Annotated in this window: 17 protein-coding genes; 7 read left to right on the forward strand and 10 right to left on the reverse strand. The window is 69.9% G+C overall.

Annotation, left to right across the window (positions count from 1 at the left end):
• Positions 1 to 17: 17 nt before the first annotated feature.
• The 3 genes from ACFWPS_RS19630 to ACFWPS_RS19640 form a co-directional block, all read right to left on the reverse strand.
• Positions 18 to 4955 carry an NAD-glutamate dehydrogenase gene (locus ACFWPS_RS19630; protein WP_383706704.1) on the reverse strand — a complete coding sequence of 1646 codons (4938 nt, stop codon included), beginning with the start codon at positions 4953 to 4955 and terminating at the stop codon, positions 18 to 20.
• A gap of 669 nt (positions 4956 to 5624) precedes the next feature.
• Positions 5625 to 6290, reverse strand: a complete 666-nt coding sequence (locus ACFWPS_RS19635) for an HAD family hydrolase (RefSeq protein ID WP_383706706.1) — start codon at positions 6288 to 6290, stop codon at positions 5625 to 5627.
• A gap of 91 nt (positions 6291 to 6381) precedes the next feature.
• Positions 6382 to 6897, reverse strand: coding sequence for a DUF6912 family protein (locus ACFWPS_RS19640; RefSeq protein WP_383706708.1), 516 nt, complete (start codon positions 6895 to 6897; stop codon positions 6382 to 6384).
• Positions 6898 to 7233: 336 nt separating this feature from the next.
• Here ACFWPS_RS19640 and ACFWPS_RS19645 point away from each other — a divergent pair, with 336 nt between their 5' ends.
• Positions 7234 to 7695 carry an Rv3235 family protein gene (locus ACFWPS_RS19645; protein ID WP_383706710.1) on the forward strand — a complete coding sequence of 154 codons (462 nt, stop codon included), beginning with the start codon at positions 7234 to 7236 and terminating at the stop codon, positions 7693 to 7695.
• Between the two features lie 119 nt (positions 7696 to 7814).
• Here the strand turns inward: ACFWPS_RS19645 and secA are convergent, their stop codons facing one another.
• Positions 7815 to 10661: a preprotein translocase subunit SecA gene (secA, locus tag ACFWPS_RS19650; RefSeq protein WP_383706712.1), complete on the reverse strand. Its 2847-nt coding sequence runs from the start codon at positions 10659 to 10661 to the stop codon at positions 7815 to 7817.
• Between the two features lie 361 nt (positions 10662 to 11022).
• Between secA and ACFWPS_RS19655 the strand changes: the two genes are divergently transcribed.
• Positions 11023 to 11598, forward strand: coding sequence for a GNAT family N-acetyltransferase (locus ACFWPS_RS19655; RefSeq protein ID WP_383706714.1), 576 nt, complete (start codon positions 11023 to 11025; stop codon positions 11596 to 11598).
• A 49-nt stretch (positions 11599 to 11647) separates the two neighbouring features.
• Positions 11648 to 12865, forward strand: coding sequence for a winged helix-turn-helix domain-containing protein (locus ACFWPS_RS19660; RefSeq protein WP_383706715.1), 1218 nt, complete (start codon positions 11648 to 11650; stop codon positions 12863 to 12865).
• Between the two features lie 21 nt (positions 12866 to 12886).
• Here ACFWPS_RS19660 and ACFWPS_RS19665 read toward each other — a convergent pair whose 3' ends face one another.
• From ACFWPS_RS19665 to mtrA, 6 genes are all read right to left on the reverse strand, one after another.
• Positions 12887 to 13636 carry a response regulator gene (locus tag ACFWPS_RS19665; protein ID WP_383706717.1) on the reverse strand — a complete coding sequence of 250 codons (750 nt, stop codon included), beginning with the start codon at positions 13634 to 13636 and terminating at the stop codon, positions 12887 to 12889.
• Positions 13637 to 13843: 207 nt separating this feature from the next.
• Positions 13844 to 14536, reverse strand: coding sequence for a ribosome hibernation-promoting factor, HPF/YfiA family (gene hpf / locus ACFWPS_RS19670; RefSeq protein WP_383706719.1), 693 nt, complete (start codon positions 14534 to 14536; stop codon positions 13844 to 13846).
• A gap of 314 nt (positions 14537 to 14850) precedes the next feature.
• Positions 14851 to 15747, reverse strand: a complete 897-nt coding sequence (locus ACFWPS_RS19675; protein ID WP_383706721.1) for a ComF family protein — start codon at positions 15745 to 15747, stop codon at positions 14851 to 14853.
• A 311-nt stretch (positions 15748 to 16058) separates the two neighbouring features.
• Positions 16059 to 17897 carry an LpqB family beta-propeller domain-containing protein gene (locus tag ACFWPS_RS19680; RefSeq protein ID WP_383706723.1) on the reverse strand — a complete coding sequence of 613 codons (1839 nt, stop codon included), beginning with the start codon at positions 17895 to 17897 and terminating at the stop codon, positions 16059 to 16061.
• Positions 17887 to 19929, reverse strand: a complete 2043-nt coding sequence (gene mtrB, locus ACFWPS_RS19685; protein ID WP_383706725.1) for an MtrAB system histidine kinase MtrB — start codon at positions 19927 to 19929, stop codon at positions 17887 to 17889. The genes ACFWPS_RS19680 and mtrB overlap by 11 nt, the downstream gene beginning before the upstream one ends.
• Before the next feature lies 1 nt (position 19930).
• Positions 19931 to 20620 carry a two-component system response regulator MtrA gene (gene mtrA / locus ACFWPS_RS19690; protein ID WP_015659998.1) on the reverse strand — a complete coding sequence of 230 codons (690 nt, stop codon included), beginning with the start codon at positions 20618 to 20620 and terminating at the stop codon, positions 19931 to 19933.
• A 249-nt stretch (positions 20621 to 20869) separates the two neighbouring features.
• On the opposite strand from mtrA, the gene ACFWPS_RS19695 reads away from it, so the two are divergent.
• From ACFWPS_RS19695 to ACFWPS_RS19710, 4 genes are all read left to right on the forward strand, one after another.
• Positions 20870 to 21259, forward strand: coding sequence for a hypothetical protein (locus ACFWPS_RS19695; RefSeq protein ID WP_383706727.1), 390 nt, complete (start codon positions 20870 to 20872; stop codon positions 21257 to 21259).
• A gap of 528 nt (positions 21260 to 21787) precedes the next feature.
• Entirely contained in the window at positions 21788 to 22525 is a 738-nt protein-coding gene (locus ACFWPS_RS19700; RefSeq protein ID WP_383706729.1) for a GntR family transcriptional regulator, read from the forward strand.
• Between the two features lie 181 nt (positions 22526 to 22706).
• Positions 22707 to 23036, forward strand: a complete 330-nt coding sequence (locus ACFWPS_RS19705) for a hypothetical protein (protein WP_383706732.1) — start codon at positions 22707 to 22709, stop codon at positions 23034 to 23036.
• Between the two features lie 2 nt (positions 23037 to 23038).
• Positions 23039 to 24376 carry an FtsK/SpoIIIE domain-containing protein gene (locus ACFWPS_RS19710; RefSeq protein WP_383706734.1) on the forward strand — a complete coding sequence of 446 codons (1338 nt, stop codon included), beginning with the start codon at positions 23039 to 23041 and terminating at the stop codon, positions 24374 to 24376.
• Positions 24377 to 24434: the final 58 nt, after the last annotated feature.

Raw genomic sequence — 24434 nt, forward strand, 5'->3', positions numbered from 1 at the left:
ACGACTGCTTCGTACGGCTACGAGTGCGTGCGCAGCAGTGTCCGCATCGTCCGCATGGCCACCGAGAGGTTGGCCAGGTCGAAGGAGTCCGAGCTGCGGATCTCCTCCAGGGTGGTCCGGGCCCTGCCCAGGATCGCGCTGTTCTTCTGCTCCCAGGCCTGGTAGCGCTGCTCGGGCGTCGACGTGCCGTTGCCCGCGGCGAGCACGTCGGCGGTGAGCATCGCGTGCGCCGCGTACAGGTCCTCGCGGATGGAGGCGCGGGCCATCGACTGCCAGCGGTCGGCGCGCGGGAGCTCGATGATGCGGTCCATCAGCTGGGTGACGCCGAGCCGGTCGGCGAGATCGTAGTAGACCTCGGCGACGTCCAGCGGCTCCTTGCCCGTGCGGTCGGCCACCGAGACGATGTCCAGCGCCGGGAAGGCGGAGGAGAAGCCGGCCACGCGGGTGGCGACCTCGGCGGGCACACCGGCGCCGGACAGCTCGTCGTACACGTGCTGGTACCACTCCAGGTCCGCGCCGCGCAGCAGCTTCGGCAGCTGCTGCCAGACCTGTTCGACCCGCTCGGAGAAGAAGTCGACGGTCTCAAGGAGCTGGAGCGGCTGCGGCCGGTTGTTGAGCAGCCAGCGGGTGCCGCGCTCCACCAGACGGCGGGAGTGCAGTCGGATCCGGGTCTGGACGGCCGCGTCGACCCTGTTGTCCAGCTCCTCGACCGCGTCCCACACCGGGGCCGAGCGGAAGATCGCGCGGGCCGCGGTCTGCGCCCGGACGATCTCCTCCAGGGAGGCCCCGGTCTCCTCGCGCAGCCGGTGCAGGTAGGTGGTGCCACCGGTGTTGACCGTGTCGTTGACCAGGACCGTGGTGGTGATCTCGCGGCGCAGCGGGTGGGTGGCGAGCGCGGCGGCGAACCGCTCGCGCAGCGCCGTCGGGAAGTAGGCGTGCAGCAGGCTGCTCAGATACGGGTCGTCCGGCAGCGTGGTCGCCAGCAGCTCGTCGGCGACCGTGATCTTCGTGTACGCCAGCAGGACGGCCGTCTCCGGGCCGGTCAGGCCCTGGCCGGTGCCGATGCGCTCGCGGATCTGGCGGTCGGTGGGCAGGAACTCGAGAGCCCGGTCGAGATGGCCTTCCCTGACCAGGTGGCGGATGAACCGCTGCTGGGCGTGGAGCATGTCCCCGGACTGGGCGAGTGCGTTGGAGATCGCCACGTTCTGCGCGTAGTTGTTGCGCAGCACCAGGGCGCCGACCTCGTCGGTCATCTCGGCGAGCAGCTTGTTGCGCTGCTTGACCGTCATGTCGCCGTCCGCGACCGCGCCGTTGAGCAGGATCTTGATGTTCACCTCGTGGTCGGAGGTGTCCACGCCTGCGCTGTTGTCGATGGCATCGGTGTTGATCTTGCCGCCCTGGCGGGCGAACTCGATCCGGCCCAGCTGGGTCAGGCCCAGGTTGCCGCCCTCGCCGACGACCTTGACGCGCAGGTCGGCGCCGTCGACACGGATGGCGTCGTTGGCCTTGTCGCCGACGTCCGCGTTGGACTCGGTCGACGCCTTGACGTAGGTGCCGATGCCGCCGTTCCACAGCAGGTCGACCGGCGCCGCGAGGATCGCCTTCATCAGCTCGGCCGGGGTCAGCTTGGCGACCTTCTCCTCGATGCCGAGGGCCTCGCGGATGTGGCCGTTGACCGGGATGGCCTTGGCGCTGCGCGGGAAGATCCCGCCGCCCTGCGAGAGCAGGTCGGTGTCGTAGTCGCCCCAGCTGGAGCGGGGCAGGTCGAACAGGCGGCGGCGCTCGGCGTAGGAGGTGGCCGCGTCCGGGTTCGGGTCGATGAAGATGTGCCGGTGGTCGAAGGCGGCGACCAGGCGGATCTGCTCGCTGAGCAGCATGCCGTTGCCGAACACGTCACCGGACATGTCGCCGATGCCGACGACCGTGAAGTCCTCGGTCTGGGTGTCGACGCCCAGCTCCCGGAAGTGCCGCTTCACGGACTCCCAGGCGCCGCGCGCGGTGATGCCCATACCCTTGTGGTCGTAGCCCGCGCTGCCGCCGGAGGCGAAGGCGTCGCCGAGCCAGAAGTTGTAGCTGCCGGCGACCTCGTTGGCGATGTCGGAGAACGTCGCGGTGCCCTTGTCGGCCGCGACCACCAGGTAGGTGTCGTCCTCGTCGTGCCGGACCACGTCCTGCGGGGGCACGACCTCGCCGGCCACCATGTTGTCGGTGATGTCGAGCAGCGCCGAGATGAACGTCTTGTAGCTGGCGATGCCCTCGGCCAGCCACGCGTCCCGGTCCACGCCCGGGTCGGGCAGCTGCTTGGCGACGAAGCCGCCCTTGGCGCCGACGGGCACGATGACGGTGTTCTTCACCATCTGCGCCTTGACCAGGCCGAGGATCTCGGTGCGGAAGTCCTCACGCCGGTCGGACCAGCGCAGACCGCCGCGCGCGACCTTGCCGAAGCGCAGGTGCACGCCCTCGACGCGCGGCGAGTACACCCAGATCTCGAACGCCGGGCGGGGCGCCGGGAGGTCGGGGATGGCCTGCGGGTCGAACTTCATGGAGACGTACGCGTGCGGCGTGCCGTCGACCGTCTCCTGGAAGAAGTTGGTGCGCAGCGTCGCCTTGATGACGGTCAGGAACGAGCGCAGGATGCGGTCCTCGTCGAGGCTCGCCACCTGGTCAAGGGCCGCGTCCAGCTCCTCGAGCAGGGCGTCGGTGATCTCCAGGCCGGCCTTCTGCCGGTCCGGTGACATCCGCGCCTCGAACAGGGAGACGAGCAGCCGGGTGGTGTGGACGTTGTTGCGGAGCGTCGTCTCCATGTAGTCCTGGGAGAACGTGGACGCGGCCTGCCGCAGGTACTTGGCGTACGCCCGGAGCACCATCGCCTGCCGCCAGGTCAGCCCGGCGCTCAGCACCAGCGCGTTGAAGCCGTCGTTCTCCGCCAGGCCGGTCCAGGTCGCGGCGAACGCGTCCTGGAAACGCTCACGGCCGTCGTCGCCCAGGTAGTCGCCGTTGCCGCCGCCGGACACCTTCGGCATGCGCAGCCCGAAGTCGTAGATCCACGCGGTCGTCCGGTCCGCGCAGCGCAGCTCGTACGGCCGCTCGTCGATCACCTCGACGCCCAGCCGGTTCAGGACCGGCAGCACGGCCGACAGGGAGATCGCCGCGCCCTTGCGGTAGATCTTGAACCGGCGCTCGCCGGGGGCGGCGCCCACCGGCTCGTAGAGGCTGAGCGCGAAGTCGTTGCCCGGCTCCTCGGTGAGCCGCTCGAGGTGGACCAGGTCGGCGACCGCCGCGCGCGGGGTGTGGTCGGCCTTGTAGCCCTCGGGGAAGGAGTTGGTGTAGCGGCGCTGCAGCTCGGCCGCGCGCTCCTCGCCGCACTCGGCGTTGAGCGCCTCGGCGAAACCGTCGGCCCACGAGCGGGCCGCCTCGACCAGGCGGGCCTCGATACGGTCCTTGTCGGCTTCGGACAGCTCGGGCAGCTCGGTGCCCTGCGGGACGCGGACGACGAAGTGCAGCCGGGAGAGGATCGACTCGGTGTTCCAGGCCGTGAAGTCGACGCTGGTGCCGCCGAGCTCCTCCTTCAGGATGTCGATGATCCGCAGCCGGACGCCGGTGGTGTAGCGGTCGCGCGGGAGGTAGACGAGAGCCGAGTAGTAGCGGCCGTACTCGTCCTGGCGCAGGTACAGCCGCAGCCTGCGGCGCTCCTGGAGGTAGAGCACGCTCGTGACGATCGACTCCAGCTCCGGGACCCGGGTCTGGAACATGTCGTCGCGCGGGTACGTCTCCATGATCTGCATCAGGTCACGGCCGTCGTGGCTGTTGGGCGAGAAGCCCGCGCGCTCCAGCACCGCGTCGACCTTGCGGCGGATGACCGGCACCCGGCGCACCGACTCGGTGTAGGCGGCGGACGAGAACAGGCCCAGGAAGCGCCGCTCGCCCACCACGTTGCCGTCCGCGTCGAACTTCTTGACGCCGACGTAGTCCAGGTACGAGGGCCGGTGCACGGTCGCCCGGCTGTTCGCCTTGGTCAGGACGAGGAGCTTGTGCTCACGGGCCTTGGCGCGCGCGTCGGCCGGGAGCCGCTCGAAGGACGGGCTGACCGGGTGGCCCTCCTCGCCGGCGTGCTGCGGGTCGGAGCGCAGGATGCCGAGGCCGGTGCCGGGCACGGCGGCCAGCGAGTCGTCCTCACGCAGCTCGTACTCGCGGAAGCCGAGGAAGGTGAAGTGGTCGGCGGCCAGCCAGCGCAGCAGCTCGCGGGCCTCCTCGACCTCGGGGCGCGGCAGGTCGGCGGGGACCGGCTCCTCGCCGAGCTGCTCGGCGACGCGGACGGCGCCCTCCCGCATCTTCTCCCAGTCCTCGACGGCCTCACGGACGTCGGAGAGGACGCGCAGCAGGTCGGCGGTGATCTGCTTGAGGTCGGAGCGGTCGGTCTCGCGGTCGATCTCGACGTGGATCCAGGACTCGACGTGCGTGTCGTGCGGCAGTTCCTCGTCGGCGGGCGGGGTGGGCAGCACCTCGATCAGCTTGCCGGTGAGGTCGCGGCGGACGACGAACTGGGGGTGGATGACGACGTGGATGCCGCGCCCCTGCCGGGTCAACTCGTTGGTGACCGAGTCCACGAGGAAGGGCATGTCGTCGGTGACGACCTCCACCACGGTGTGGCTGCAGGTCCACCCGTTCTCCTCGACGGTCGGGGTGTGGACCCGGACGTTCGCGGTGCCCTGCGGGCGGGTCTCGGCGAGACGGTAGTGCGAGACGGCGGCGCCGAAGACGTCGACCGGGTCGCGGTCGGCGAGGTCCTCCGGTGCGGTGTGCAGGTAGTAGCGCTGGAGGAACGCGAAGACGGACTCCTGGTCCACCTCTCCCGTCGTCCCAGTCGGTAGGTGCCCCCCGGCCGGGCTGTTCTCAGCTACCCGGGCGGCCCGATCGAGCAGCTCGGCCTTGGCTTCGTCCAGCTTGGTCTGCATTGTCCTCTGGCTCCTGTCGCGCGCCATTGCGTGACGTAGAAGGAAGTACGGGCTCTTCCCCCTGCGGCTCGACGCCACGGCCGGGGTCTCCGGTCTGCTCAGACGCTATGCCGCAAGGTGAGATGAGCGGAGGATATTGAGCCACATTTGAGCTGCTCCGCAGGTGTGATGCTGCTCTCGGCAGCGAACCCGCCAGGGCCGCTTTCGGCGCCCTCCGCCCGGGAAGACCAGCGACCGCCGCCCGGTCACGGAGGTGCTCCGTGCAAACCGGGCGCAGGGCAGGGGCACCGATGCCCCCGCGAACTATCGCGCTGATCACGCCACCAAGGCTATCGCTCCCCACCGGGGGGTCGTCATGAGCCGTATGTGTACAAAACAAGGGGTGGAACTTTGACGTTCTGCACAGGGGCGCTGCGCCGGCTCGGCCGACAGGAGGGGCTGGGGATGCGTTTGACAGCGCGGGTGGGTGGGGGCTGGTCGCGCAGTTCCCCGCGCCCCTGAAGGGGCGCTGCAGCCGCTGGCACCTTGTCAGCTGACCCAGCTGCGGGCAGGCGTGCCGCAGGGCGGCACGGGTGAGCGCTGGGGGTCCCCCCGGCCGAAGGCTGGGGGAGGCACCCGGCAAGCGCCGGTAAGCGGCCCCACCCCCGGCCGCAGCCCACCGGCACCGGCTTACGCCACCAACCGCTCCGCCTCCTCGACCGCCTCCGCCAGGGAGTCCACGACGGGCACCCCGACCTCCTCCAGGCTCACCCTCCCGTGCGACCCCCCGGTGTACAGCACCGCCTTCGCCCCCACCGCCCGCGCCGCCACCGCGTCATCCGCCGCGTCCCCGATCACCACGGTCCGCCCGGGCTCCACATCCGCCAGCTGCCGCAGATGGCGGACCATGTGCTCGGCCTTGCTGCCCCCCGACGGCCCGATCCGCCCCTCCACCCGGAGGAAGTGCGGCTCGATCCCGAAGCCCCGCACCAGCGGGACCAGTTCGTCATGCGCGTACATGCTCAGCAGCGACTGGCTGCGCCCCGCGGAACGCCACCCGACCAGCAGCTCGGCCGCTCCCTCGGTGAGCGCGCAGCGGCCTCGGTGCTCCGTGTAGTAGCGGTGGAAGATCTCGTCCATGACCTCCCACTCGGCCTCCGTCGGAAACCGCCCCATCAGCCGCTCGTAGAACTTCGGCACCGGCACGCAGTACAGCGCCCGGTACTGCTCCAGCGTTATCGGCGCCAGGCCCAGCTCGGCCGAGGCCGCGTTCGTCGCCCCGATGATCGCGTCGTTGTCGTGGAACAGTGTCCCGTTCCAGTCCCAGACAATGTGTGCGCTTTCCTGCTTCCCCATGCCAAAAACGCTACCCGCCGCCACTGACAATCAAGACCGCGGGCACATCACCGCTGGTCACAGAGGTCCGGTCGGCCCCCGTCGGCCCCGCTCAGCCGCCGAACCCCACCAGGTTCGGGATCTCCTGCGTCGCGTACCAGAGCAGTTCGTGGTCCTCGGCCCCGTCCACGACGAACTGCGCGTCGTCGTCCCCGCCGTCCGCCGCCTCCAGGGCCCCGGCCGCCGCCGTCACGTCCTCCTCCGCGTCGTCGGAGTCGACGTGCACCGAGGCCGCCCTGGCCAGCGCCACCGTCCCGGTGACCCGGACCTCGCCCAGCGCCGCCGGGTCGAGCCCACGGTCCGGGTCGGCCGCCGCAGTCCCGTCGGGGACGTCCACGGCGACCACGACCCGGCGCCGCATCGCACCCGGGTCGGCGGCGAGCAGCCGCAGAGAGGCCAGCGCGGCCCGGTTGAGCGCGGCGTACTCCAGTTCCTCTATGTCGTCGGAGAGGTACCACTCGCGCAGCGCGGGCGTGACGGCGTAGGCGACGAAAGGACCGGTCCCCAGCTCGCCCGTCCTGTGCGCCTCGGCGAGCCCGGGGAGGGTCAGGGGGACGTAGACGCGCATGACTGGCCGCTCTCTTCCGGGACTCTTCGACTACTCGACTCTGCATCTCCCGAAGGTTCTGGCGCCTCCCGGAGGGCCTACAGGATACGTGCGGGCGTCCCCTTTCGGGTCTCGGGCGGTGACGTCGGGGGCGTCCACCCTGCGCCCCGCGATTCACCCGGTACCGCCGCTCTCCCAGCGGGTTTCCCGCACCTCCGACCACTCGGATAGGTGAACATTCCCGAGCCCCCGACACGGACCAGCGCCGCCTTGCTGTCGGCGACCCGGCCCCCGTACAAGATCCGTAACCGAAAGTTACCGCCCGGTACCCGCCGGGCCCGCCGAACGGGGATCCCCATGAACAAGGTCATGACCAGGACCGCCCAGCTCCGCCCGGGCACCCGGCCACCCGGCCGCCGCGACTCCCGCCGCCCCGGCTCCCCCTCCTCCCGCCGGCCGCTCACGCCTCCGGCGGCCCCGCCGAGCCCGCGCCCCACCGACCTCTTCGCGGAGCGTCTGCTGGCCGTCCTGAGCGGCCGCCGCCCCGTCCACTGGATGCTCCGGCACACCGCGGGCCATGCCTACGACGACCTGGCCCGGCTCGCCGAACGCGGCCCCCTGCGCACTCGCGGCACCGACCCCGTCGTCCGCGACATCGGCTACTACGTACCGCGCGCCGGTGCCCTGGAGGTCTTCGCCCGCATCGCTGCGGGCGACCGGCTGCGCGCGATGGCCTTCCGCCTGGAACAGGGCGCGGACCTGCGCTGGCGCTGCACGGCCGTGGAGATGGGCGGCCCCCGCGCGCCTCACGACACCTGACAGCCGGGCGGAGGGCGCGGGCCCCTGTCCGAGGTCCGCCCCGCGCAGGTGCCCATCCCATGCCGAAGGGCCGGCCCCCCTCTCGGGTGACCGGCCCTCGCGTAGCACTGATACCGGGGTTACTTCCGGCGGCGGCGGATGCCCTTCGCCTGCTTGCGGCGCTCGGCGCGGGTCAGGCCGTCGGCCTCGGAGCGGGCCGGCTCCTCGTCGTCGTAGTCGAAGTCGCCCTCGACGAGGCCGCCCTCGCCGTCCACGGTGGCCGCGGAGAAGTGCATGCCCCGCCGCTGCGGCGCCTCCAGGCCCTTGGCGCGGATCTCGGGACGGGAACCCGCCTGGGCCGGCACCGCGTCCTGGACGCCCTCCGCGGCCTCAGCGATGTCCTCGACCGGGACCTCCTCGACCTGCTGCTCGACCTGGACCTCCAGGTTGAACAGGTAGCCGACGGACTCCTCCTTGATGCCGTCCATCATCGCGGTGAACATGTCGAAGCCCTCGCGCTGGTACTCGACCAGCGGGTCCTTCTGGGCCATCGCGCGCAGGCCGATGCCCTCCTGGAGGTAGTCCATCTCGTAGAGGTGCTCGCGCCACTTGCGGTCCAGGACCGACAGCACGACCCGGCGCTCCAGCTCACGCATGATCTCGGAGCCGAGCTGCGCCTCACGCGACTCGTACTGCTCCTGGATGTCGTCCTTGATGGACTCGGAGATGTACTCGGCGGTCAGGCCCGCACGGTCGCCGGCCGCCTCCTCCAGTTCGTCGACGGTGACCTTGACCGGGTAGAGCTGCTTGAAGGCGCCCCACAGGCGGTCGAGGTCCCAGTCCTCCGGGAAGCCCTCGGCGGTCTCCGCGCCGACGTACGCGTCGATGGTGTCGTCCGTGAAGTGCTGGATCTGCTCCTGCAGGTCCTCGCCCTCCAGGACGCGACGGCGCTCGCCGTAGATGACCTCGCGCTGCCGGTTGAGCACCTCGTCGTACTTCAGGACGTTCTTACGCGTCTCGAAGTTCTGCTGCTCGACCTGCGACTGCGCGGACGCGATCGCGCGGGTGACCATCTTGTTCTCGATCGGCACGTCGTCCGGCACGTTCGCCATGGACATCACGCGCTCGACCATCTGGGCCTTGAACAGGCGCATCAGGTCGTCGCCGAGGGAGAGGTAGAAGCGGGACTCGCCGGGGTCGCCCTGACGGCCGGAACGACCACGCAGCTGGTTGTCGATCCGGCGCGACTCGTGGCGCTCGGTACCGAGGACGTAGAGGCCGCCGAGCTCCTTGACCTCTTCGAACTCGGCCCTGACCGCCTGCTCGGCCTTCTCCAGCGCGGCGGGCAGCGCATGCGCCCACTCCTCGATGTGCTCCTCGGGGTCGAGGCCGCGCTGGCGCAGCTCCGCCTCGGCGAGGTCCTCGGGGTTGCCGCCGAGCTTGATGTCGGTACCACGGCCGGCCATGTTGGTGGCCACCGTCACGGCACCCTTGCGGCCGGCCTGGGCGACGATCGACGCCTCACGCTCGTGGTGCTTGGCGTTGAGCACCTCGTGCTGGATGCCGCGCTTGGAGAGCTGCTGCGAGAGGTACTCCGACTTCTCGACGGAGGTCGTGCCGACCAGGATCGGCTGGCCCTTCTCGTGCTTCTCCGCGATGTCGTCGACGACCGCCTCGAACTTGGCGACCTCGGTGCGGTAGATCAGGTCCGACTGGTCCTTGCGGACCATAGGCCGGTTCGTCGGGATCGGGACCACGCCGAGCTTGTAGATCTGGTGGAACTCGGCGGCCTCGGTCATGGCCGTACCGGTCATGCCGGACAGGCCCGGCTGTTCCTTGTCGTTGTGGTCGTGGCGCTTGTAGAGGCGGAAGAAGTTCTGCAGGGTGATCGTGGCGAGGGTCTGGTTCTCGTCCTTGATGTCCACCCCTTCCTTCGCCTCGATCGCCTGGTGCATGCCCTCGTTGTAGCGGCGGCCGGCGAGGATACGGCCGGTGTGCTCGTCGACGATCATGACTTCGCCGTCCATGACGACGTAGTCCTTGTCCTTCTTGAAGAGCTCCTTCGCCTTGATGGCGTTGTTCAGGTAGCCCACCAGAGGCGTGTTCACCGACTCGTAGAGGTTGTCGATGCCCAGCCAGTCCTCGACCTTGGAGACACCGGACTCGTGGATGGCGACCGTGCGCTTCTTCTCGTCGACCTCGTAGTCGCCGGTCTCCTCGACGCCCTTGAGCGGGTTGCCGGCCTCGCCCTTCTTCAGGCGCAGGACCAGCTTGGCGAAGTCGCCGTACCACTTGGTGGCCTGGTCGGCCGGGCCGGAGATGATCAGCGGCGTACGGGCCTCGTCGACCAGGATGGAGTCGACCTCGTCGACGATGGCGTAGTTGTGGCCGCGCTGGACGAGCTCGTCCTGGGCCCACGCCATGTTGTCGCGCAGGTAGTCGAAGCCGAACTCGTTGTTCGTGCCGTACGTGATGTCGCACGCGTACTGCTCGCGGCGCTGGGCCGGCGTCATGTTGGCGAGGATGCAGCCGACGGTGAGGCCCAGGAACTTGTGGACGCGGCCCATCATCTCGGAGTCGCGCTCGGCCAGGTAGTCGTTGACCGTGATGAGGTGGACGCCCTTGCCCGACAGCGCGTTGAGGTACGCGGGCAGGGTGCCGACGAGGGTCTTGCCCTCACCGGTCTTCATCTCCGCCACGTACCCGAGGTGGAGGGCCGCGCCACCCATGATCTGCACGTCGTAGTGACGCTGGCCGAGGGCGCGCTTGGCGGCCTCGCGGACGGTCGCGAACGCCTCGGGAAGCAGGTCGTCGAGGCTCTCACCGTCGGCGTAGCGCTGCTTGTACTCATCGGTGAGGGCCCGCAGCTCGGCGTCGGAGAGGTCGACGAAGTCCTCTTCGATGGAGTTGACCTGGTCCGCGATGCGGTGCAGCTTGCGCAGGATCTTGCCTTCGCCTGCACGCATGATCTTCGAGAGGACGGACACGGGGCTTTGTCTCCTTGCCGGTCGGGCCTGGGAGGGTCGGTTTCCATTTGACGTACTGAGCAACGGCCATCGTATGCGAGGACCCGGCCGCGTCGGGAGGCCTGGGCGGCCCAACGGCCCTCCGTCGCCTTCCTGAGGGCCCTGCGAGCCCGCTTCGTGCCACTGTTCCAGGGGACTGATGGGTGGTGCCGGGTGGTGTCGCCGGGTTTTGCCGCTTCATGAGGGACAACGGCCGGGGCCCGCGGATAGTGCCGCGCGGGGGGCGAGGAATTGCGCGAAATGTGATCACGTACTCACGGAAAGCGAAGGTGGGCGGCGAAACCGATGGCGTACCGGACGCCAGGGCGAGCAGAATCAGCCGATGGAACCCGTCACGCTCACCACCCCTCGTCTGCTGCTGCGCGCGGTCGGCCCGCAGGACTCCGACGCGGTGTACGCGGCCGTCCAGGATCCCGACATCCAGCGCTGGACGACGATTCCCTCGCCCTACCTCGCCGAGCATGCCCGTGGCTTCACGGAGCAGATGGTCCCCGACGGCTGGTCCGAGGGCTCGATGTTCACCTTCGGCGTCTTCCTGCCGACGGGGGAACTCGCCGGGATGCTGGCCCTGACCATGCGCTCCCTGGGGACGGCCGAGGTGGGTTTCTGGACCGCCAAGGAGCACCGCGGCCACGGCTACACCACCGAGGCCACCCTCGCGGCCGCCCGCTGGGCGTTCACGCGGATGGCGATCGACCGGGTCGAATGGCGTGCCGAGGTCGGCAACCACGCCTCCCGCGCGGTCGCGGAACGCGCCGGCTTCACCGTCGAGGGCACCCTCCGCTCCTCCCTCAACAACAAGGGCGTACGACGCGACTGCTGGGTGGGCTCCCTGCTCCCGTCGGACCTGGGCCTGCCGTCGGCGGCGCCCTACCTGCCGGCCCCCTCGCAGGGCTGAAACCCCAGCTCGTGCCGGGCTGTCAGTGCCACCCTCTATCGTCCGACCCATGACGACCCTCCCGCGCCCCGCCGCCGCCCTCTCGGCGGACGAAGCCCGCCGGATCGCGCTGAAGGCACAGGGCTTCCTCGGTGCCCCCGACCGCCGCTCCGGCGTCCGGGGCGTGCTCCGTCACCTCGGCGCGGTCCAGCTCGACACCATCTCGGTCCTCGCCCGCTCCCACGAGCTCATTCCGTACGCCCGCCTCGGCCGCGTCGGCCGCCGCACGGTCGAGGCCGCCTACTGGCAGACAGGATCTTTGGGCGCGTCTCCGACACAACCGCACGCCTTCGAGTACTGGTCGCACGCGGCCTGCATCCTCCCCATCGAGGAGTGGCCGCACTTCGCCTTCCGCCGCCGCGCCTACCGCGACCGCCCGCACTGGAGCCACGATCTTCCCGACGGCGTCTACGACCAGGTCATCAAGCAGCTGCGCGGCGAGGGGCCGCTGACCGCGACGGAGTTGGGCGGCGCGAAGAAGACCAGTGAGTGGTGGGACTGGTCCGGCACCAAGGTCGCCGTGGAGCGCGCGCTGATGTACGGCGAGGTGGTGTGCGTCGAGCGGCGCGGCTGGAAGCGGGTGTACGACCTGGCCGAGCGCGCGGTCCCGGACGCGCTGCTCCACGACGAGCTGGACGACGCCGAGTGCCTGCGCCGACTGGTCGGGCTGGCCGGGCAGTCGCTGGGCGTCGGCACGCGCGCGGACATCGCCGACTACCACCGGCTCAAGGGCGAGCAGGTCGACGCGGTGATCGCCGACTCGGGTCTGGTCCCGGTGGAGGTGGAGGGCTGGGGGAAGCCCGCCTGGGCGGACCCGTCGGCCCTGGCCACGCCCCCGCGCGGCCGGCACCGGACGACCCTGCTCTCCCCGTTCGACTCCCTGATCTGGGACAGGGCGCGCACGGAGCGGATCTTCGGCTTCACCCACCGCCTGGAGGCGTACGTCCCGAAGCCGAAGCGGGTGCACGGCTACTACTCGATGCCGGTGCTGGCCGGCGGCCGGCTCGTGGGCCGGGTGGACCCGGCGCGCGAGGCGGGCGGCCTCCTGGTGGCCCGCCAGGTCACGCTGGACGGCCCGAAGGCGGTCCCGGCGGTGGCGGAGGCGCTGGTCGAGGCGGCAAGCTGGGTGGACTGCACGACGGTGCGCGTGGAGCGCGTGGACGCCCCCGAGCTGCGCGAGCCGCTCCTCAAGGAAGTGACCCGCGCCCTGATCGCCGCGCTGCGCTGACCGGCGCCCACGCCGGCGGCCTCAGCGGATTTCGAGGATCTTCTCCCGCATCGCGTAGACCACCGCCTCCATCCTGGAGTGCAGCTGCAGCTTCTCCAGGATGTTGCGCACATGGTTCTTCACGGTGTTCTCGGAGATGAACAACTCCTTCGCGATGTCGCGGTTGTTCATCCCCGTGGCAACCAGCTTGAGCACTTCGAGTTCACGGTCGGTGAGCCGCGGCGCCGGCACCAGCCGGCGCTCGTCGGTGCGCTGGATCATCGACTTGAACTCGGTGAGGAGTTTCGACGCCATGGACGGGCTGATCTGCGACTGGCCGTCGGCCACCGCGCGAATAGCGGTGGCCACCTCGTCGGTGGAGATCTCCTTGAGGAGGTACCCGGTCGCGCCCGCCTTGATCGCGTCGTAGAGATCGGCCTCTTCGTCACTGATCGTCAGCATGATGATCTTCGCGCTGGGTGCGACCTCCTTGATGGAGGTGCAGGCCTCGATGCCGCCGCGCTTGGGCATCCGGACGTCCATCAGCACGATGTCGGGCAGCAGGTCCGCGGCCTTGTCGACGGCCTCCGCGCCGTCGCCCGCCTCCCCGACGACCTGGATGTCCTCCTCGGCGGCGAGCACGATCTCCAGTCCGCGGCGGAAGAGGGCATGGTCATCGACGACAAGGACTCTGATCGGTTCCTTGCGTGGAGTACCGCCCGCGTCCGGGCCCATGCCGACGACGCCGTCGTCGGCATCGCTGTCCCGCATCGGTCCGAAGCTGTCCGCCATCGTTCCTCCCCCTGAAGGCTGTGGCCTGTGGTGCTGTGCCATCCCGCCAACCCAAGGCAGCGGCCCACCGGTTGGGCCGTTGCGGCCATGATTCCATGCTCGGGCGACAACAGGGTCACAGAGCGGGGCGCCAAGTGGTCGCACACCGGTGCCCCTGGGGGCGCACGGCGCTTCCAGGGGCACCGGCTCAGCTGCCGGCAGGGCGGGTCAGCCGCCCAGCGTGCCTCCCGCCGCGGGAGGTTGCGCCTGGGCGACCATCGGGTCCGTGCTGAGGTGGATGACGCCGTAGTCGTACGCGTGCCGCCGGTAGACGACACTCGGCTCCTTGGTCTCGGAGTCGACGAACAGGTAGAAGTCGTGGCCGACCAGTTCCATCTCGTAGAGGGCCTGGTCGAGGCTCATCGGGGAGGCGACGTGGGTCTTCTCGCGGACGACGAGGGGGCCTTCGCCCTTCACTTCCAGGGAGCCCATCTTCTTGGTGGGCACGCCGTCGGGCTCTTCCTCATGGACGGGGTAGCCGTTCCCGTTGAGCGTCGCCGCGCCCGGGACGTGGTCGGGGACCTCGGCGGCCGAGATACGCCGTGCGCCACGGCGCGAGAACCGCTTGTCGTGCTGCTTGCGCAGCCGCGCGTCCAGCTTCTCCGCCGCCAGGTCGAGTGCCGCGTACGGGTCACTGGCCGCTGCCTCCGCCCGGATCACCGGACCGCGGGAGCGGAGCGTGATCTCCACTCGGTCGCAACGGTCGGCCTGTCGGGGGTTGGGCTCCTTGGACACCTCGACGTCGAGGCTGATCACCTTGCCGTCGAGCTTCTGGATCTTCTCCAGCTTCAGCTTCTCGGCCACGTGCTTGCGGAACCGCTCGGGCACCTCGGTCTTGCGGCCCTTGACGACGATGTCCACGCAGAACTCCGTTCCCGGATCGCTCCGCTGCACTGCGGAGCATCTCCCTTTTGCACCCAGCTCCGGTGAACCCCGGAGCCTCGGACTCGGCGACTTCACCTCCTCCTCCCCCATGGGCAAGATCTGCACCCCAGCACCGCGATGATTACGGAAAACCCGCGGCACGGCATTCGGATAGGGGAGACATGGCCTGCGGCTTTCTCCCTCACAACCGAACATATCTCGCCCGGACGGATGTCGTCACCCTCTACTGATGCGTACCTCCATTCAGGTGAATTGACCCTGTCACTACCTGCAACGTTGTACGTTCACGGTCAGTTCCGGTTCATTTCGAAGGAATCCGATGCGGCCGCGACCACAGCCGCACGGATCGGCCCCGCGAGGCCGTTCACCTCGGCCATTCCCGGTGCGTCCCGTGTCCACCTCACCCGCTCTTCCCGTGATCCGGCCTGTCTTTCCTCCCTTCCTTCCCAAGCCGTGCGCCGATACACGGCCGTTGTTCCCTCTCCTGCCCCTCCGGCCCCCGTGGCCTCCCGTACCGCACGCGCCGCCTCCGCCAGGGTGGCGCCCGTGGTGACGAGGTCGTCGACGAGGACGACACGGCCCCCGGCGAGCAGCCTGGCACCGTCCGCCGTCACCTCCAGCGCACCCGCGAGATTCGCGAACCGCTGCCGGGAGTTGAGCCCCGACTGGTCGGCCACGGCCCGCCGCTGCCTCAGCACCGGGGCCACCCGGGCCGAGCCCCCGGCCCGCCGCAACTCCGCTGCCGCCGCGAGAGCGATCCGCCGCACCGGATCATGCCCTCGTGCCCGCACGGCCCACGGCGCGGACGGCACCGGGACGAGCAGCACGGGTCCGGTGGCGTCGGCGCCACCCGTCGCACCGCTCCAGGAGGCGACGATCCGCACGGTCGGGCCGTCCCGGAGCCCGGCCCGCACCGCTCCCGCCAGCGCCGCGCCCAGCGCCCCGGCGAGTGCCAGCGCACCGCGCTCCTTGTGGGCGAGAAGAGCCGCCCGTACCTCGTCCGCGTAAGGCGCCGCCGCGTACACCGCCGGCAGCCCGGGCGGCTCCGGCACCGGTCGCACCCGGCGCGGTACGGCCCCGCTCAGGGCGGCACGGCACTCGGCACAGAGCACCGCGCGAGGCGTCCCACAGCCTCCGCACTCGGCCGGTAGCACCAGGTCGGTGAGGTCCTGCCACCACCCCCGCATGTGCCCACTGTGCCAATGACCGGCCGCACCGGCCACCCCTGTGGACAACCGCCTGTGGACAACTCCACGCGACACGCACAGCACGTCACCCACACGGGTGAGGAGGTGCCTGTTGTCGTTCTAAGCCGGTGCTGTACCCGAGAACAGTCGCCCGAGGCGCACAACGGCTCCGGCACCGTGTACCCGGCACCCGGCACCCGGCACCCGGCACCCAGCACCCAGCACCCAGCACCCAGCACCCGGCAACGAAAAACGGCCGTCCCGTCGGCTCGACGCCGGTCCGGGACGGCCGCTCACGCACGGCTCGGGGCTCAGCCCGGATAGACCGGCGCCGACCCGTCCTTGACCACCTTCTGCCACTGGTCCCCGGACGGCAGCCTGACGATCCCGTCGTCCTGCGAGTCGGCCACCAGCGGCACCCGGTCGTCCTCGGACGCCGCGATCGCCAGGACGCCCGTGAGAGCCGCGGGCGCCGGCCCGTCCGGTGTGGAGCCGTCGACCTGGACGTACCGCGTCTGCTGCACACCACCCTGCTCGCGCCCGACCACCACGAGCCGGCTGTCCCCGGCCCAGGACATCGCGGTGACCTCCTCGGAGCCGGGGGTGGCTGAGCGCAGTTCGAGGACCGAAACCTCCTGCTGGTCATCGGACTTGGTGCGCTCGATCCGCCCGACGAGCAGCGACTGCTTGCCGTCCTTCTCGACGACGAGCGCGATCCGCACCCCGTCCGCGGCGACCCGCACGTCCTCGATACGGCCGTTCAGTTCGGGGATCTGTACGGCCAGCGGCTGGCCCACGCCCTGCGCCAGCATGTACAGCTGCGGCTTGGCGGGGTTCCGGTCGGCCACCCACAGGTCGCCGCGGGCGTCCCAGCTCGGCGCCGTCAGGCGGTCGTCCTCGGTGGCACCGTGACTGGTCAGCACGGCGTCGCCCAGCGAACCGGCCGACGCGAGCGAGGTGACGTACAGCGACCTGCCGTCACTGGTGACCCCGGCCGCGGTCCGCTCGTCGCGGGCGACCGCCACCGACCGCAGCGGCTTGGTGCCCGCGCCGAACGGGCCCGGTACCGCGACCGCGCCGGTGCCCGGGCCGCCGGTCGTCATCCGCACCAACCGGTGCTTGCCGTCGAGGAAGTACAGGTAGTCGGGGTGCTTGGCGGAGGCGCGCCATGCGGTGGCCTCGGCCTCCTCCTCGTCGGCGTCGCACATGTGGGAGCCGCTGACGGACTGCAACGCCACCGAATCCACGGTGGGCGTCAGGTTCCGCAGCGTGAAGAGCAACTGGGTCGCCATCTCGTTGCACAGGGCCGCCCCGATCCGGGACGCCTTCACGTTCAGCGGCACCGTGACCCGGTTCTGATCGTCCGGGGCCAGCCCGGACACGCCCTTCTTCAGCGTCGTACCGGTCGGGAAACTCGACCGCACCACCGGGCCGAGCCAGGTGGTGGGACCCTTGAGCAGCGAACGCACCAGCTGGGTCGTCGGGTCCACGCCGCTGCGCACGAAGACGGGATCGGCGACCGCCACCGGCTGCCCGGTCTCCTCGGCCGACGTGTCCGAGGCGAAGTAGTACTTGTCGACGGACGTGTAGTTGCGCTGGAAGTCGGACTTGCCCATCACGACACCCTGCGGCAGCGAGTCGATCCGCCACTGCCCGCTCTTGGCGTCCTTGGTCAGATGCACCGTCCTGCGGTACGCCCCGTCCGCGGGCGCGTACGCCTGCTGCGCGTCGACGGTGGCCACCCGGCTGCCCTGGAGCGTGTAGGTGATGCTGTCGGTGCCTTCCCGGGTCGCCGGACGCGGGTCCGTCTGGATGCTCGGCCCGTCCGCCAGCACCGTGGCCTGCGACTCCGGCTGCCAGGTCTTCGCGGCGGTCTTGGTCAGATACTTGCGCGCCGTGTCGTAGTTCGGATCGTCACTGGTCAGGGCCTCCAGGAAGCCCTGCACGATCTCCGTGGAAGAGGCGTCCTGCTGCGGCGGTATGGCGAACACCCGTACCTGTGTGTCCTGCCGCGGCGTGGACTCGACGTCCCGCAGGTCGCCGCTGTCCGGCATGGAGGCACAGCCCGCCAGCAGTACGGCCCCACAGGCGGCGTACGCCACCGCGCGCGCCGGTCTGCGCCGAGCGCTCCCCTTGCGGTCAGCGCCCACGAAATGCCTCCCCTGGCTTGTTCGACTCGTCCGCCCCGCCGGCCTGACCGGTCTCGGGCATGCCCTCCTGACGCCGTGCGCCCTGGGCCGGGCGGGGCACCACGCGTGCGCCGTTGCCGGGCAGCGCGGTCGGGTCGGCCGTGGGGGCCGCGGCGGCCATCCGCTGCTGCATCGGCGCGAGCGCCGACGCCTGGCCGCCCGGCTGCACCGGTACCGTCGCCCGTTTGTCCTCGCCGCCGCCCGGCAGACCGGCGCCGTCGAGCCCCCGGTTGCGCCGGGAGTCCTTGGGCTCCAGGGGTATCGGCGAGCCCCGCAGCGGCTCGTCCGCCGTCCTGGGGAGCGTCAGCCGGAACTGCGAGCCGCCGCCCGGTTCCCCCCACGCCTGCAGCCAGCCGCCGTGCAGCCGTGCGTCCTCCAGGGCGATCGACAGTCCCAGGCCCGTACCGCCGGTGGTACGCGCGCGTGCCGGGTCCGCCCGCCAGAAGCGGCTGAAGACCCGGGTCGCCTCGCCGGGCTTGAGCCCGATGCCGTAGTCGCGTACCGCGACCGCGACCGCGCCGCCGGCCGCCGCCAGCTTGACGACGACGTCCTTGCCCTCGCCGTGCTCCACGGCGTTGACGACGAGGTTGCGCAGCACCCGCTCCACGCGCCGGGCGTCCGCCTCGGCCACCACGGGCTGCAGGTCGCCGACCACGCGTATGTGCGTGCCCTTGCGCTCCGCGAGCGGCTCGGCGCCGCTGACCACCCGCCGCACGACCTCCCTGAGGTCTATCGGCTCGGCCTCCAGCGCCGCCGCGCCCGCGTCGAACCGGCTGATCTCCAGCAGGTCGGCGAGCAGCGACTCGAACCGGTCCACCTGGTCGGCGAGCAGTTCCGCGGACCGCGCGGTCACCGGGTCGAAGTCCTCGCGTGCCTCGTGGATGACGTCGGCCGCCATCCGGACGGTCGTCAACGGCGTCCGCAGCTCGTGCGAGACGTCGGACACGAAACGGCGCTGCATCCGCGACAGCTCCTCCAGCTGCTGGATCTTCAGCTGGAGGTTCTGCGCCATCTTGTTGAAGGCCTCGCCGAGCCGCGCGATGTCGTCCTCGCCGGTGACCTTCATCCGCTCCTGGAGCCGCCCCGCCGACAGCCGCTCGGCGATCCCGGCCGCCATCCGCACGGGAGTGACGACCTGGCGCACCACGAGCCAGGCGATGGCCCCGAGGAGTACGACGACGAACAGCCCGGCGGTCGCCAGCGTGCCCTTCACCAGGCTGAGGGACTTCTCCTCCTGGGTGAGCGGGAAGAGGTAGTACAGCTCGTACGGGTTGTTGTTCGGGTCGTTGACCTGCTTGCCGATGACCAGAGCAGGCTGCGACTCCTTGTCGTCCGTGTAGATGATCCGCGTGTAGCTCTGCGCGGCAGTCGTGCTGCCGTTGATCCGCGTGCGCAGGTCGTCGGGCACGGATGCCGTCGGGTCGAGCTGACCGGAGGCGCGCGGCCCGCGACCGCCGCCACCGTTGTTGTCGCCTGCTGGCAGCGTCACCACCTCGAAGGCGCCCTGGCCACCGCTGGACAGGGAATCCACGAGGTCGCTCATCCACGAGGTGAGGTTCTGCGACTGCCGTCCGTCCGCCGTCTCGGCGGTGACACCGGTGCCGGTCGCGGCCTCGTCGGCCTTCTGCTTGGCCACCGCGAAACCACCAGTGGCCTGGCTCTGCGCAGCCTTCACCTTGGCGTCCAGCAAGCCGTTGCGCACCTGCCCGATGACGACGAAGCCGAGCAGCAGTACGACGCCCAGCGACATCAGCAGGGTCGTGACAACGACCTTGAGCTGGATGTTGCGCCGCCACAGCCGCATGACCGGCAGCAGCGGCCGCCGCACCCAGCGCATGAACAGGCGCAGCACCGGGCTGCCCTGAACCCCGCCCTGGAGCAGGCCACCCTCGAAGAGCAGCCGCCAGCGCTTCGCGAGCCGTTTCCCGCCGACAGGCCGCTCCGGTCGGTCCCCGGACCGACCGGGGGCCGAAGCGGCACTGTCCCCGGACATGTCAGCTCGGTCCCGCCTTGTATCCGACACCACGGACGGTCACCACGATCTCCGGCCGCTCCGGGTCCTTCTCGACCTTGGAGCGCAGCCGCTGGACATGAACGTTGACGAGGCGGGTGTCCGCCGCGTGCCGGTAGCCCCAGACCTGCTCGAGGAGCACCTCACGCGTGAACACCTGCCACGGCTTGCGGGCGAGCGCGACCAGCAGGTCGAACTCCAGCGGGGTCAGCGCGATCGACTGCCCGTCCCGCTTCACCGAGTGCCCGGCCACGTCGATGACCAGGTCACCTATGGCGAGCTGCTCCGGCGCCGGCTCCTCCGACCTGCGCAACCTGGCCCGGATCCGGGCCACCAGCTCCTTCGGCTTGAACGGCTTCACGATGTAGTCGTCCGCGCCCGACTCCAGGCCCACGACCACGTCGACGGTGTCGCTCTTCGCCGTGAGCATCACGATCGGCACCCCGGACTCCGCCCTGATCAGACGGCACACCTCGATACCGTCCCGACCGGGCAGCATCAGGTCCAGGAGCACCAGGTCGGGCTTGGTCTCACGGAAAGCGGCCAGCGCCTTGTCACCGTCGGCTACGAAAGACGGCTCAAAACCTTCACCACGCAGCACGATGCCGAGCATCTCGGCCAGTGCGGTGTCGTCGTCGACGACAAGGACTCGTCCCTTCATAAACGACATCATCCCATTCTCATAACAGTGAAGGTTGCGCAGGTGACCAGGCTCACCGGCCAGTGACCATAGTCGCTGCGGACCGTCACTGTCTGCCCCCGTCCGTCGACGTTGATGTCAGTGACGGATGTCAGCTCGCCCGCCTGGCGAGTGTGCCGAGGATACCGATCGGCCTACCGCGACTGTCCGAGGTCAGTCATGCTCTGCATGGCTCGATCACCTCTGCCGCTGCCGCGCATATGCCCCCTACTCTCCGCATCCATGGGGAAATCGATGCGTCTGTACTGGGGCTACATAGCAGTTGCGGCCCTCATCGTCGCGTGGACTCAGCGGTGGTCACTACCGATCGTTGTCGCTCTGTCGGTCGCGGTCTCGGCCTACGCCTCCTTCCAGGTACCGGTCTGGTGTGGAGCGGTCAATCGGGACGGGAAGACCTACTGCCGCAACAACGCATACGGCATCCTGATGGGGTGCCGGAACCGCCAGCATCGTTGGCAGAAACTCAAGATGATCGTTCTGCGCAGCAAGGCCGGAGACTTCAGCCGGGCAGTCTTCCCGAGCGCGACGGAGAAGTTCAACGCCTTCCTGGCTGTGGGGGGTCTACTTTCGGCTATCGCGGCGGTGATCGTTCCCGTCATGACAGGAGGGTGAAGACCTGCCTTCACCACGAATCACCCCAGCTCCCATCCCGTCTGCCGTCGACCCACACACCGTGGAGCGGGCGTGGTTCATGGCGTCCAGGTGGAGCGCGCCACTGTACGAACGACCTGGACGCCATGGGCCGCGTCTGCTCGGCTCTGCCTGGGTCGATGGCAGACGGGATGGGAGCACCCCGCGCACGCCACGACTCGCCGGCACTCGCGAACGGCGCCCCCGCCATCTCGGAGCCTGAGCGCCCCCGCCGGAGGCTGCTCTGACCGTGGCTGCGTCTCTACGGTGATCGACTCATGCCCCGGCACATTCCACGTGGGCGCGCGTCGGCGCAGCGCGCGCAGAGCGGGCCGAAGGCAGGAGCGCAGCGCGCAGCGGAGCCGGGAGCGCGCCCGGCGGAGCGGAGCGCAGCCGGCTTGATGAGGTAGAGAAACCTGTAACAGTCCTCACCCGAAGGTCACTGAGGGTTCGCGCCCATGGTGGGTACCCACTAGCCTGAAAGCACCCTAGGGAAGTGGAGGCTGACCGATGCCCGAGACGGCACGGCAGATCGCCGATGACCTGCGGGCACGGATCGATGACGGTGAGTTTGGGCCTGGCGCCCGACTGCCAGGAGAACCGGCGCTCGTCAGGGATTACGGCGTTGCCAAGATGACAGCGAACGGCGCGTTGAAGCTGTTGGTGACTGAGGGGGTTGCGGTATCCCGCCCCGGCTCCGGAACGTACGTTCGGGAGTTCAAACCGATCTTGCGGGATGCGACAAAGCGCCTGTCGCGTAATCAGTGGGCAACCGGAAAGTCCATCTGGTCAGTGGACGTCGGTGAGCGACCGATGACCCCTGCCGATCTTGAGGTGTTCGAGACGGACGCGCCCCGCTGGGTCGCCCGAACTCTCGGACTGAGCGAAGACGAACGCGTCATCGTGCGCAGCCGGCGCTACCTCGTTGACGGTGAACCCGTGCAGATGGCCACCTCATACCTTCCAGCCGCCCTCACGCGGGACTCGCAGATCGCCTTGCCGGACGCCGGGCCGGGCGGGATCTACAAGCGCTTGGCGGAACTGGGCTCAGAGCCGGTCCACTTCAGCGAGGATCTCCGCGCACGCATGCCCAGCCCGGAAGAGTCGACGGCGCTGTCGATCCTGCCAGGTACGCCGGTGATCGAGATCTGCCGCACGGCGTACACCTCGGACGGCAAGGCAGTCGAGGTGAACAGGATGCTGCTCGACGCCGGCGCGTACGCATTGCGGTACAGCTTCGGAAGCTGACGCATCGTCAAAAAATAATCCGGCGCGACAAAGGCCCACTTCGGTGGGCCTTTTTGCTGTCCACGGGACTCCCTTTCCAACCAGACAGCAACGACCACCCTTGACCTCCCTAGGGAGCTTGCGCTTCAATCTCCCTAGGGAGGTTCGTTCGGCCTCCTTCACCTCCATGAGGAGTGGTTCGATGCCGTCCTTCAAGATCGACCTTTCGACCGCCGTGGTGTTCGTGGCGACCGCGCCGGAACCCAAGATGGTCAACAAGAAGACCGGCGAGCGGGCCGTGGACCGGGAGACCAACGCGAGCCTGTCGACCGTGGGCCTGCTGGTCTCGGACGAGGGTGAGGGCAACCTCTACCAGGTGACCGTGCCGGAGACAGGCCTTCCCGAGGGTCTGACGCCGGGCATGCCGGTGCGGGTCATCGGCCTGAAGGCTCGTGACTGGGAGAACACGTTCAACGGCGAGAAGCGCCACGGAATCTCCTTCCGCGCCGTCGCGATCACTGCCGGGGTCTGACCATGACCGACGTCACGCCCTGGCTCGAACTGGGCACCGCCGCCGCTGGTGCCGGCGGACTCGGCTACGCGAAGGTCCGCGCTCCGCGCGTGTACTGGTCGCTGGTCGGTCTGCCGGTCACCTGGGGCCGGTTCACCTGGACCTACGGGTCGACCATGGAGGTGTGCGGGCTGACGGTTCAGCCGTCCCGCCTGCGGGCCTTCATGACCCGGACCGTGGGTCACCGTGAGGTGCGGCCGGTCCCGCCGAAGGTCCGCCGGGTCCGTGGTACGTCGACCGGGCTCCTGGTCACCCTGCGTCTTCCTGCCGGTCTGGAGCCGGCGGATGTGGCTGCGTCCTCGCAGCGTCTGCGGCACGCGTTCGGGGTGCAGTCGGTGACCGTGTCGGAGACGAAGCCCGGCTATGTCGAGCTGCGAATGACCGGCTACGACGTGCTCCGTCGGGTCCGGATGCCGCGCACGGCCAAGCCGCGTGACCTGGTCGTTCCTGTCGCCCTGCGGGAGGACGGTTCGGTGTTCGTGCGGGACTATCGCAAGGCTCCGATGTCGCTGACCCTGGGTGCCACTCTGTCGGGCAAGTCCATGTATCAGCGCAACCTGATCAAGGGGTTGGCTCAGCTCCCGGTTGGGCTGGTGGGGATCGACTGCAAGCGTGGTGTGGAGCAGTCCCGCTACGCCGCGCGGCTGTCGGCGCTCGCGACCGATCCGCAGTCCGCCGGCCTGCTGCTCGATGCTCTGGTCCGTGAGATGGAAGAGCGTTTCGACCTGCTTGCCCTGCACGGCGCGTCCGACCTGTGGGACCTCCCGGACGATGTCCGTCCGGTGCCGCTGGTCGTGCTGATTGACGAGATCGCGGAACTGTTCCTGGTGACCTCGAAGAAGGACGAGGCGGCACGCGACCACACGGTCATGCAACTGGTGCGCCTCGGTCAGATGGCCCGTGCGATCGGGATCTATCTGGAGGTGTGCGGGCAGCGCTTCGGCTCCGACCTCGGCAGGGGCGCCACCGCCCTGCGTGCCCAGCTCACCGGCCGCGTGGTGCACCGCGTCAACGACAAGCAGACCGCCGAAATGGGTCTGGGGGACATCGCTCCGGACGCGGTGTCGGCCGTGACGGCGATCCGGGCGGACCGTCCCGGCGTCGCGGTGGCCGGCGATACCTCCGGTGGCTGGTCCCGCATCCGCACCCCCGAGATCACCCCCGACGAGGCGGCGGCTGTCTGCCGCGAACACGCGCACCTGACCCCGGAGTTGGCGTTCCTGGACCCGTTCCGGCCCGTGGTCCGCAGCACACCGGCCAAGGCTCCCGCGCTGGTGATCCCGGAGCCGGTCACCAAGTAATCCCCCACTTGCACTCCGGTCGGCGCGACCGCTTCGCGCCAGGTCCCTACCCGCTCCA

Source organism: Streptomyces sp. NPDC058457 (assembly GCF_042720695.1).
Lineage (GTDB): Bacteria > Actinomycetota > Actinomycetes > Streptomycetales > Streptomycetaceae > Streptomyces.

Bases quoted from the DNA above. Each gene is read 5' to 3' on its own strand.
- ACFWPS_RS19630 (WP_383706704.1), bottom strand. From the start codon at position 4,955: ATGCAGACCAAGCTGGACGAAGCCAAGGCCGAGCTGCTCGATCGGGCC.
- ACFWPS_RS19635 (WP_383706706.1), bottom strand. From the start codon at position 6,290: ATGGGGAAGCAGGAAAGCGCACACATTGTCTGGGACTGGAACGGGACA.
- ACFWPS_RS19640 (WP_383706708.1), bottom strand. From the start codon at position 6,897: ATGCGCGTCTACGTCCCCCTGACCCTCCCCGGGCTCGCCGAGGCGCAC.
- ACFWPS_RS19645 (WP_383706710.1), top strand. From the start codon at position 7,234: ATGAACAAGGTCATGACCAGGACCGCCCAGCTCCGCCCGGGCACCCGG.
- ACFWPS_RS19655 (WP_383706714.1), top strand. From the start codon at position 11,023: ATGGAACCCGTCACGCTCACCACCCCTCGTCTGCTGCTGCGCGCGGTC.
- ACFWPS_RS19660 (WP_383706715.1), top strand. From the start codon at position 11,648: ATGACGACCCTCCCGCGCCCCGCCGCCGCCCTCTCGGCGGACGAAGCC.
- ACFWPS_RS19665 (WP_383706717.1), bottom strand. From the start codon at position 13,636: ATGGCGGACAGCTTCGGACCGATGCGGGACAGCGATGCCGACGACGGC.
- ACFWPS_RS19675 (WP_383706721.1), bottom strand. From the start codon at position 15,747: ATGCGGGGGTGGTGGCAGGACCTCACCGACCTGGTGCTACCGGCCGAG.
- mtrB (WP_383706725.1), bottom strand. From the start codon at position 19,929: ATGTCCGGGGACAGTGCCGCTTCGGCCCCCGGTCGGTCCGGGGACCGA.
- mtrA (WP_015659998.1), bottom strand. From the start codon at position 20,620: ATGATGTCGTTTATGAAGGGACGAGTCCTTGTCGTCGACGACGACACC.
- ACFWPS_RS19695 (WP_383706727.1), top strand. From the start codon at position 20,870: ATGGGGAAATCGATGCGTCTGTACTGGGGCTACATAGCAGTTGCGGCC.
- ACFWPS_RS19700 (WP_383706729.1), top strand. From the start codon at position 21,788: ATGCCCGAGACGGCACGGCAGATCGCCGATGACCTGCGGGCACGGATC.
- ACFWPS_RS19705 (WP_383706732.1), top strand. From the start codon at position 22,707: ATGCCGTCCTTCAAGATCGACCTTTCGACCGCCGTGGTGTTCGTGGCG.
- ACFWPS_RS19710 (WP_383706734.1), top strand. From the start codon at position 23,039: ATGACCGACGTCACGCCCTGGCTCGAACTGGGCACCGCCGCCGCTGGT.